Here is a 2,182-nt window from a genome sequence, read left to right as displayed (position 1 = left end):
GGCTGGACGGCCAAGCGAGCAGCCGCCTCCTTGAGCCTGTAGCTCTTGCCCTCAAACTCCAACATCACGCAGCGGTGCATCAACCTGTCCAAAATCGTGCTGGCCATCGTGGCATCCCCCAGATACTTGCCCCAGTCCTGCACTACCCGGTTCGATGTCACCACCAGGGCGCGGCGCAGCTTGTAGCGCTGGTGCACGATGGCCTGCAATGCCTCTGCTGCCTCCGCCGTGATTCGCCTGGCCAGAAACAAATCGTCCACGATCAGCAAATCCGGCTTGACCCACTCCCGCAGCAAATTCGCCCTGTCCTGGCTGCTCGCCAGCGCATACCGCGCAAACTCGGTGTCCGCCTCCAAATACCGCACGTCATAGCCTTGCAGCGTGGCCTGGTACGCCAGCGCCTTGGCCACATGGCTCTTGCCTGTACCCGGTTTGCCCACAATCAGTGCATTGGCCCCTTGGGTGATGAACTTCAAGGTGTGCAACTCAAAGCACGCGGCTCGGGGTATCTTGGGGTTAAAGCGCCAGTCCAAATCCGCCAATGAAGCCTTCTCATCGAGTCCCGAGCGCTTGTAGCGGCGCTCCATCAGGACGGAGCTGCGCCGCTCCAACTCGTCTTGCAGCAAGGCGGCAAATGTCTCCAGAAACGGCTCTTGGCTGGCCTGGGCCTGCATCGCCCGGGTGGAAATGGTTTGCTGCATGCCCGACAGGCGCAACTGACGCAAAGCGTTGTCGATCTCGGTCATGTTCATGCCTGGCCTCCTGCTTTCTCATCCATGGCCTTGGCCACCACCGCGCTGGCAACCAGGGCTGCGTGGGTGAACAAATCTGCATACTCGTCGGTCTGGCGGATCAGCTCGTGCTGCTGAACCAAAGTGCCCTCAAGGGCCATGGTGTCGGCGTGCACTGCGCAGGCCATGTTGGATGCCTCGTCCATGGCCGCCATGGCATCGGCAAACAAGCGCTCGGCCAAGGCCTTGACTTGTTTGTAGCTGTAGACCCCTTGCGCCAAGGCTTGGGCACAGGCGCCGTCAATGCAGACAGCCGGGTAGCGTTTGGTCAATCCCACGATACCCCAGAGCTTCCTTTGGCCCACCCGACCTTCGGCTGCAAACATCAGCTCACACAGGCGGCTGGCGTGCTCGCCAATTTCTTTGGCCTGGCCAAGGATCAACCGCGTCTCGCGTGATGGGTTGAACACCCGCTCATCCGCAGGCAGCACCACCGAGCCTGGCCGCTCGGCTTTGGCATGTGTGCGCAGCAAAGCGCCTTGCACATCCCGGATCTCGATGCGCCGCTCAAAGATGCGCACCAGCACTTTGGAGCCGATGGCCGCAGGGCGTGCGGCGTAGCTGCTGTGATCGACCCGCACGCAGCTGTCGTCGCACACGGTGCGCACGCCTTGCGTGAAGTACTGCATGCCCAGCAGGGGTAAGGGCTTGAGGTGCGCACGTTCGGCCTCGAACATGGCCTGCACCTGTTGGCGCTCGCTGCCGTGAATGCGCTTGGCGGCCCAACTCGTTTCCCAATGCTCCAAGTGCTCGTTCTGGGCCTCGATCGATTCAAAGCGTCTGCCCTTCAAGGCTGTAGCTTGGGTGTGGCCGATGGCGTGCTCCACCGTGCCCTTGCGGTTGGGGTCGCGCACGCGGGCAGGGTCGGCCACCACGCCATAGTGCTCGAGCATGGCGGCATACACTGGGTTGAGTTCAGGCTCGTACAAATCGGGCCTCTGCACACCCTCCTTGAGGTTGTCCAGCACCACGTACTGGGGGCAGCCGCCAAAGTAGCGAAATGCCTGCTCGTGCAGCTGGGCCCACACTTGTTGGCTGGACTTCCAGACCACGCGGCGGAAACTGCGCCGGGAGTGGCGCAGTGTGGCGACAAACAGGCGTGGCTTCTTGTAGCGATCGGTGCCGGGTACCAAGGTCGGCGCACCTTCGCCGTAATCGACTTGCATCTCCTCGCCGGGCAAAAAGGACAGGCGATCAAACTGCTCGGGCGTCTTCTTGCGCAAGGCACGCACAAAGCGTTTGACGGAGTTGTAGGCCCCTGAATAGCCGTGGGCATCGACCAGGTCTTGGAAGATGGCGGTGGCGTTGCGGCGAAGGCGAAGTTGGGCCTCAATGAAGACGCGGTGGACTTCGCACAGGCTGGAGGAAGTGGAAACGAGAGCCGGTGGCCA

The 2,182-nt window shown here is 62.0% G+C and carries 2 protein-coding genes; both read right to left on the bottom strand.

The features are described from left to right. On the bottom strand, nt 1–752 hold a 752-nt coding region (istB, locus tag B9Z48_RS21275), incomplete at its 3' end, for an IS21-like element helper ATPase IstB (RefSeq protein WP_108380579.1). Beyond that, the coding region (istA, locus tag B9Z48_RS21270; RefSeq protein ID WP_108380578.1) for an IS21 family transposase at nt 749–2,182 on the bottom strand (1,434 nt) is incomplete at its 5' end. The genes istB and istA, both read right to left, overlap by 4 nt.

Source organism: Limnohabitans sp. WS1, from assembly GCF_003063265.1.
GTDB lineage: Bacteria > Pseudomonadota > Gammaproteobacteria > Burkholderiales > Burkholderiaceae_C > Limnohabitans_A.
The sequence above is the reverse complement of the archived record's forward strand: the minus strand, read 5'-3'. Positions and strand labels throughout refer to the sequence as shown.